The sequence below is a fragment of the Microbacterium sp. genome (assembly GCF_047606385.1).
Classification (GTDB): Bacteria; Actinomycetota; Actinomycetes; order Actinomycetales; family Microbacteriaceae; genus Microbacterium.
The window spans coordinates 1-6,795 of the sequence record NZ_JASGEL010000067.1; the positions used below are offsets into that span (position 1 = coordinate 1).

At 71.6% G+C, this 6,795-nt stretch carries 8 protein-coding genes and 1 pseudogene; 4 read left to right on the forward strand and 5 right to left on the reverse strand.

The features are described 5' to 3' along the window. Positions 1-397 precede the first annotated feature (397 nt). The 3 genes from QM626_RS06465 to QM626_RS06475 form a co-directional block, all read right to left on the reverse strand. On the reverse strand, positions 398-895 hold the full coding sequence (locus tag QM626_RS06465; RefSeq protein ID WP_415075186.1) for an HNH endonuclease: 498 nt from the start codon (positions 893-895) through the stop codon (positions 398-400). A gap of 291 nt (positions 896-1,186) precedes the next feature. Continuing rightward, positions 1,187-2,050, reverse strand: a complete 864-nt coding sequence (locus QM626_RS06470; RefSeq protein ID WP_415075188.1) for a M23 family metallopeptidase — start codon at positions 2,048-2,050, stop codon at positions 1,187-1,189. 242 nt (positions 2,051-2,292) lie between these two features. Further along, positions 2,293-2,988 carry a metal-dependent transcriptional regulator gene (locus tag QM626_RS06475; RefSeq protein WP_415075190.1) on the reverse strand — a complete coding sequence of 232 codons (696 nt, stop codon included), beginning with the start codon at positions 2,986-2,988 and terminating at the stop codon, positions 2,293-2,295. Between the two features lie 109 nt (positions 2,989-3,097). Between QM626_RS06475 and serC the strand changes: the two genes are divergently transcribed. Both serC and QM626_RS06485 read left to right on the forward strand, forming a co-directional pair. After that, a complete protein-coding gene (serC, locus tag QM626_RS06480; protein WP_415075192.1) occupies positions 3,098-4,210 on the forward strand; it encodes a phosphoserine transaminase in 1,113 nt (370 codons plus the stop codon). A gap of 63 nt (positions 4,211-4,273) precedes the next feature. Next, positions 4,274-5,020 carry a M50 family metallopeptidase gene (locus QM626_RS06485; protein WP_415075194.1) on the forward strand — a complete coding sequence of 249 codons (747 nt, stop codon included), beginning with the start codon at positions 4,274-4,276 and terminating at the stop codon, positions 5,018-5,020. A gap of 35 nt (positions 5,021-5,055) precedes the next feature. Here the strand turns inward: QM626_RS06485 and QM626_RS06490 are convergent, their stop codons facing one another. Next, positions 5,056-5,661 (reverse strand): DUF3027 domain-containing protein, encoded by a 606-nt coding sequence (locus QM626_RS06490; protein ID WP_415075196.1) that lies wholly within the window; start codon positions 5,659-5,661, stop codon positions 5,056-5,058. Continuing rightward, complete coding sequence (locus QM626_RS06495; protein WP_415075198.1) at positions 5,645-6,028, reverse strand: cold-shock protein; 384 nt, start codon at positions 6,026-6,028, stop codon at positions 5,645-5,647. The genes QM626_RS06490 and QM626_RS06495 overlap by 17 nt, the downstream gene beginning before the upstream one ends. 131 nt (positions 6,029-6,159) lie before the next feature. Between QM626_RS06495 and QM626_RS06500 the strand changes: the two genes are divergently transcribed. Both QM626_RS06500 and QM626_RS06505 read left to right on the forward strand, forming a co-directional pair. Then, the gene (locus QM626_RS06500) at positions 6,160-6,423 is read left to right on the forward strand and encodes a multidrug ABC transporter ATPase (protein ID WP_415075200.1); all 264 of its coding nucleotides are present in this window, start codon (positions 6,160-6,162) and stop codon (positions 6,421-6,423) included. Between the two features lie 3 nt (positions 6,424-6,426). After that, positions 6,427-6,795, forward strand: a pseudogene (locus QM626_RS06505) (hypothetical protein); the annotation flags it as partial.

Sequence of the window (6,795 nt, forward strand, 5' to 3'; positions counted from 1 at the left end):
ACGAAAACGGCCGTCCTCGCCGCGCCTCCGGCTGAGGTCTGACGCTCCGAGATCCCTGTCACTCGTGGCGGGTCACGCGGTGCGAAAACAGCCACGACTGCCGGGGATCTCTCCCCGAAGCCGCCACCAGTGACGAGGATCCCGCGCCGTCGACACTCCTCGCGCAATGGTCGTCATCGCCGTTCCTCACACACCGATGGGCAGAACGGCACGCACCATCCCGAGCGAGCGGACGTGATGAGTGCCTGCTGGCACAAGCTCCTACCAGGCCACGAACCCTCGCACGGTCAACGCAAAGCCAGCCCCGCAACGAATCGACCGACAGACCCCGTCCAAGACCCGGAGCCAGTCAGGCGCCGAATCAGGACCACCGCTGCCGGGCCCCCCACCACCACTGTCAGGCGGCGAGGGCCAGATACGGCTCCCAGCGCGGGTCGGCGCGCTCGGTGCCGCGCACGCTCCACTGCGGGCCGCGCGGCGGGTGCGGAGCCCAGCGCAACGACCACGACATCTCCTGCGGGGTGCGGTCGCCCTTCACGTTGTTGCAGCGCAGGCAGCATGCCACGAGGTTCTCCCAGGTGTCCTTGCCGCCCCGCGACCGGGGCATCACGTGGTCGATCGTGGTGGCGGACTTCCCGCAGTATGCGCAGTGGTGCCCGTCGCGGCGCAGCACCCCTCGCCGGGTGACCGGCACGTGCCGGGCGCCGGGGACGCGCACGTAGCGGGTGAGGATGATCACCGCCGGCCGCTCGTAGGCGCCGCGGGCGCCCCACACCGGGTCCCCCTCGACCTGCTCGATGATCGTGGCCTTCTCGTTCATCACGAGCACGAGCGCTCGCTTGAAGGAGACCACAGCCAAGGGCTCGTAGCCCGCGTTCAGCACCAGGGTGCGCATTCCATGTAGTCCTCTCGAATGGCCGGGACGGCTTCGCGGTTATTCGATGCGGCGTCGATGATCCGCGGAGGGCATGAAAAAGGCGCTGTCTACAGACAGCGCCTTGAGCGCACGGGAGCCCCGTGGCGTCCGCTCACATGCCGAAGGACGAGCAGGCCGAGAGCATCCATGGTTCGGATGCGTGGCGTGCTTCCCATCGGCGACCTCCGCTTCACTCAGCGTCGAGTCACAGGCTAACCCACCCGGACACGCCCGGGATGCAGGCGGTGGTGAACGTCCGGTGACGTGTCGTCAGCCGGCGTTCTGCTCGAGCCAGGCCAGCGGGTCGACGATCGTGCCGTTGATGCGCACCTCGAAGTGCAGGTGGTTCGCGGTCGCGTTGCCGGTCATGCCCATCAGCCCGATGAGCTGGCCGGCCGAGACCGTCTCGCCGACGGTGGCGATGATGGTGCTCATGTGGGCGTAGGTGGTGACGACGGACTGGCCGTTGATGGTGCTCTGGATGAAGACCACGTTGCCGTAGTCGCCGTAGTATCCCGCCTTGGTCACCGTGCCGGCCGCCGCCGCGTACTCGTACGTGCCGTAGGCGCCGAGCAGGTCGACACCCTGATGGGTGGAGCTGAGGCCACGGCCGATCGTGATCGTGGACATGTCCAGCGGCCAGCGCACCTCGCCGCTGCCGGGGGCGACCATGCTCAGGTCGACGGACGTCGTCGACGTCGACGTCGACGCGGCGGATGCTGCCGCGGCCGCCGCCGCAGCCGCGGCCGCCTCCTGCGCCTTCTGCTGCGCGAGCTCGTCGGCGGTGGTGGCGGAGTAGCTGCTGCGGGACAGATCGGTGAGGCTCACGTCCGAGTCGACGACCAGCGACTGCGCGTCGTCGGCGGCCAGCTGCTCGACGGTCGTGGAGCCCGAGTCCGGGTTGAACGCGGCGTAGGCCGGCAGGGCGACGGTGGCGACCATGCCTCCGACCATCGCGACGACCACGACGCTGCGCACCGACTTGACGACGCCGCGGCGCCCGGACGGACGCTTCTCGACGCGGGGGACGACCCGGGCCGAGGCGGCGGACTGACGCAGGCTCCGACGGCTCGCCGGCGCCGCGGAGGCGTCGTCGTGCTCGTGGGGGGTGTGCGAGTCGACCTGTTCAGCCAAAATGTCCTCCGGCGCCTCCGCGCCACGGCGCTGGCTCGTCGGCACTCGGTGTTTTCGGGGCACGATGTGCGGGTGTCACCGCGACGGACGACGAGCCGGTGAGGCAATCCGTGCGGGGTCCGACGGCGGGCTTACGGCCTGTGGACGGGTCCCAGGCTACCGGAAGGTAACGGATAAGTCACACCTCGACGGCGCTGCGCAGGGGGTTCCCAGTCTCGGCATCCTGACGCCGAGAGGCGCTGTCAGTCGTCGATGAGGAAGATGTGCGCGGCGACCTCGACGGGCAGCTCGAGCCCTTCGTCGTTGCCGTCCATCTGCACCAGCACGTAGCCCTCGCTGTACTGGAACACGCCCGTCGCTCCGGGCACGACACCCGCGCCGCGGAACTGCTCGAGCAGCTCCGGGTCGACCTGGGCGGGCTCGGCGAGCCGGCGCACGGTGCCCGTGATCGCCCCGTCGCTGTCGTCGAGGCGGCGGACCAGGCCGATCACGCCCTCCTCGAAGGTGGTGGTGGGCAGATCGCCCAGCTGGTCCAGACCCGGGATGGGGTTGCCGTAGGGCGACTCGGTGGGGTGGCCGAGGAGCTCCACGAGCCGGCGCTCGACCTGCTCGCTCATGACGTGCTCCCAGCGGCAGGCCTCCTCGTGCACGTAGGCCCAGTCCAGCCCGATCACGTCGGAGAGCAGGCGCTCGGCGAGCCGGTGCTTGCGCATGACGTCGACGGCCTTCTGCCTCCCGGCATCCGTCAGCTCGAGGGTGCGGTCGTCGGAGACGACGACGAGACCGTCGCGCTCCATCCGGCCGACCGTCTGCGACACCGTGGGCCCGGAGTGGCCCAGGCGCTCGGAGATGCGCGCGCGCAGCGGAGTGATGTTCTCCTCCTCGAGTTCGAGGATCGTGCGCAGGTACATCTCGGTGGTGTCGATGAGGTCGGTCATGGTGCTCCTCGAGCGAAGGGGGCCGGCCACGCCAGCCTATGCCACCGGGGCCGTCCGAGGGCGGTCCCGCACGCACGTCGGAGGGGCGCCGGACTCTAGGATGGAGGTCATGCCCCACGTCGTCCTTCCCCGCGAGATCCTGCCCGTCGACGGCCGCTTCGGATGCGGCCCCTCCAAGATCCGTCCGGCGCAGCTCGAGGCCCTCGTCGGCCCCGGCGCGGCGATCCTCGGCACCTCGCACCGGCAGGCTCCGGTGAAGAACCTCGTGGGCAGCGTCCGTGCCGGCCTGGCGGAGCTGTTCCGGCTGCCCGACGGCTACGAGATCGTCGTCGGCAACGGCGGGTCGACGGCGTTCTGGGATGCGGCGGCGTTCGGGCTCATCGAGCGTCGCGCGCAGAGCCTGGTGTACGGCGAGTTCGGCGGCAAGTTCGCCGCCGCGGCGAAGGCCCCCTGGCTGGAGGCCCCCGACGTGCGCAAGACCGAGCCCGGGTCGCGCGCTGCGGCCGAGGCCGTCGAGGGCGTCGACGTCTACGGATGGCCGCACAACGAGACCTCGACCGGCGTGGCAGCGCCCGTCGAGCGTGTGCACGGCGACGAGGGCGCGCTGACGATCATCGACGCGACCAGCGCCGCCGGCGGCATCGACTTCTCCGTCTCCGAAGCCGACGTCTACTACTTCGCGCCGCAGAAGAACCTCGGCTCCGACGGCGGCCTGTGGTTCGCCGCCGTGTCGCCGGCCGCGATCGAGCGGATCGAGCGGATCGCGGCATCCGGTCGCTACATCCCCGAGTTCCTCAGCCTCAAGAACGCGCTCGACAACTCGCGTCTGCAGCAGACCCTGAACACCCCGGCGGTGAGCACCCTGCTGCTGCTGAACGACCAGCTGCGCTGGATCGGCGACAACGGCGGCCTGCAGTGGGCAGACGCTCGCACGCACGAGTCGTCGCAGGCGCTGTACGACTGGGCCGAGGCCTCACCGGTGGCGACCCCGTTCGTCGCCGAGGAGGCCGACCGGTCGCCGGTCGTGGTGACCATCGACTTCGCCGACGACGTGGATGCCGCGGCCGTCGCGGCCAGCCTGCGCCACAACGGCATCGTCGACACCGAGCCCTACCGCAAGCTCGGCCGCAACCAGCTGCGCATCGCGACGTTCGTCTCGATCGAACCGGACGACGTGCGCAAGCTCATCCAGTGCATCGACTACACGCTCGAGAACCTGTAGCGACGACGCGCTCGCGGAGCCGGCGCGCTGCTCGCGCATAGCCCGCCGTGGTTGCCTCCGAGGATGGATGCGTTCGGCGGGCTGCTCGACGGTGTCCGCACCGCGTTCGCGCAGATCTGGGAGAGCGCCACGACGCAGACGGCCGCGCCGCCGTCGCAGGTCGTGCTCGTGACGGGCGTCGTGGCCCTGGCCGCCGTCGTGGTGACGCCGGTCTGGCGTGTGGGCCGGCACGCCGTGACGATCGCCCACGAAGGCGCGCACGCGGTCGCGGCCCTGATCGCCGGGCGACGCCTGCAGGGCATCCGGCTGCACTCGGACACCTCCGGCCTGACCGTCTCGCGGGGCAGATCGCGCGGTCCCGGCATGGTGCTGACGCTCCTGGCCGGGTATCTCGGCCCGGCGCTGGCGGGGCTGGGAGCCGCGTGGCTGCTGCAGGCCGGCTACCCCATGGCGATGCTGTGGCTTCTCGTGCTGCTGCTGGCCCTGCTGCTGCTGCAGCTCCGCAACCTGTTCGGGCTGTGGTCGGTCACCGTCAGCGCGGCCCTGCTGGTCGCCGTGTCCTGGTGGGCGCCCGCCGAGATGCGGAGCGCGGTGGCGTACGCCGTCGCCTGGTTCCTGCTGGCGGGTGCGGTGCGCCCGGTGCTGGAGCTGCAATCACAGCGCGCCCGCGGCAGAGCCCGGTCCTCGGACGCCGACCAGCTCGCCCGGCTCACCCGCATCCCGGGTCTGGTCTGGGTCGGCGTGTTCCTGGCCGGCACGGCGTCGACGGCGGTCGTCGGCGGGGCCTGGCTGCTGGGCGCGTCCGCCTGACCCGCGCGGCGAGCGGCACGCGCGGACCCGCGACGTCAGACCTCGTCGCGGTCGGCGTCCTCGTCGAGCTCGTCGATGTCCACGCCGTCCACATCGCCGGAGTGCAGGATCGGCGAGCCGTCGGTGTCGAAGTCCGCGGCGTCCAGGTCGTCGAAGTCGTCGTCCGCGTCCTCGTCGTCGAGGTCGTCGTCCTCGCCGAGATCGACGTCCTCGTCGGCGGCGTCCGGGTCGGCGAGCGCTTCGGCGGCCGCGGCTTCGACCGCCGCGGCCTGCTGCGCGCGGTACTCGGCCAGGCGCACCGCCCACGGCACCCATTCCGGCGCGACGAGGGCGGTCTCGCCGGGGAGCAGCTCGACCTCGAGCACCGTGGGCTCGGCGTCCTCGATCGCGGCCAGCGACACCGTCCAGAACCAGCCGGGGTAACCGGGCAGCGTCGTCTCGAACCGCAGCGAGACCACACCGTCCGCCTCGAGCGCATAGTCGGCGGGCGCCCCGACGGTCGCGGCCGGCGTGATCTCGTACAGCGCCGCCAACGCCAGGTCGTGAGCGGCGAGCAGCCGCTCGTCGGGCACCGCCGGCTCGGGCGCGACGACGCCGCGCTCGTCCTCCGAGGCGTCGCCGGCGTCAGGCGTCGAGCTCATCGGCGACCTTGCGCAGCACCGCGGCGACCTTCTTCGCGTGCCCGCCGCTGGGGTAGCGGCCGTGACGCAGGTCGCCGCCGATGCCGTCGAGCAGCCCCACGAGGTCTTCGACGATGATCGCCATGTCGTCCGCGGGCTTGCGCGCACGCTTGGCCAGGCTCGGCGGGGCGTCGAGCACCCGCACCGACAGCGCCTGCAGACCGCGCTTGCCGTCCGCGACGCCGAACTCCAGCCGCGTGCCGGGCTTGACCGAGGTGACGCCGGACGGCAGCGCCGTGGCGTGCAGGAAGACGTCCTGGCCATCATCGGAGGAGATGAAGCCGAACCCCTTCTCCTCGTCGTAGAACCTGACCTTGCCGGTGGGCATGACAACCTCGCTGGATGATGGCCCGGACGCGGGCACTGTGGAACGGACGATCGATGGATCCCTCCTCCAGCCTAGGGCACCCGTCCCCGGCACGGCGAGGACGCCCACCCGCAGGGAGTAGAGTGAGCAGGATGAGCAAGCCCGCTGCTGACGATGTGCCGGTCCGCCCGATCGACCGGATCTTCGCGACGATCGCGCTCGGGCTGCTGATCGTCTCGGTCGCCTGCTTCTTCAGCATCATGATCGGCACCGCTGCCGGCGCCCAGTTCGGCACCGGGGTGTGGCCGGTCGTCGGCGTCGTGACCTACGTCGCACCGATCCTCGCGTTCGCGTTCATGCTCACGGTGTTGATCCGATCCTTCGTGCGCAGGGCCCGGGCGAACCGCGCCCGCTGACCGGTGGCCGGCACGTCCGACGCACGAACGCTGGCGGCGGCGCTGGCGGAGAGCACCGACACGGCCCTGGCGCAGCTCTTCGCGCGCCGCGGCGTCTCGCCCGAGGCCGCCTGGCACGACTTCTTCGACGCCGCCGACGCCCTGCTGTCGACGGCGTCGATCGACCGCGCTCTGACCGCGCTGACCGGCGACGCGGTCGATGCGCTGCAGCACGCGAGACCGGATGCCGACACCGCGAGCTGGATGCTGGCCGCCCCCGACGGCACGCCCTACGCCGCCGTCGCCGCACGGCTGACCGAGCGGCTGGCCGCCGCGGCGCCCGCGCCGAGCGGCGATCCGGCCGCACGGGCGCCGCAGCCGGCCTCCCCCGCC

Excerpts from the sequence above, each read along its gene's own strand:
- QM626_RS06465 (WP_415075186.1), bottom strand. The coding sequence starts at position 895 with ATGCGCACCCTGGTGCTGAACGCGGGCTACGAGCCCTTGGCTGTGGTC.
- serC (WP_415075192.1), top strand. The coding sequence starts at position 3,098 with ATGCCCCACGTCGTCCTTCCCCGCGAGATCCTGCCCGTCGACGGCCGC.
- QM626_RS06500 (WP_415075200.1), top strand. The coding sequence starts at position 6,160 with ATGAGCAAGCCCGCTGCTGACGATGTGCCGGTCCGCCCGATCGACCGG.
- QM626_RS06475 (WP_415075190.1), bottom strand. The coding sequence starts at position 2,988 with ATGACCGACCTCATCGACACCACCGAGATGTACCTGCGCACGATCCTC.
- QM626_RS06490 (WP_415075196.1), bottom strand. The coding sequence starts at position 5,661 with ATGAGCTCGACGCCTGACGCCGGCGACGCCTCGGAGGACGAGCGCGGC.
- QM626_RS06495 (WP_415075198.1), bottom strand. The coding sequence starts at position 6,028 with ATGCCCACCGGCAAGGTCAGGTTCTACGACGAGGAGAAGGGGTTCGGC.
- QM626_RS06485 (WP_415075194.1), top strand. The coding sequence starts at position 4,274 with ATGGATGCGTTCGGCGGGCTGCTCGACGGTGTCCGCACCGCGTTCGCG.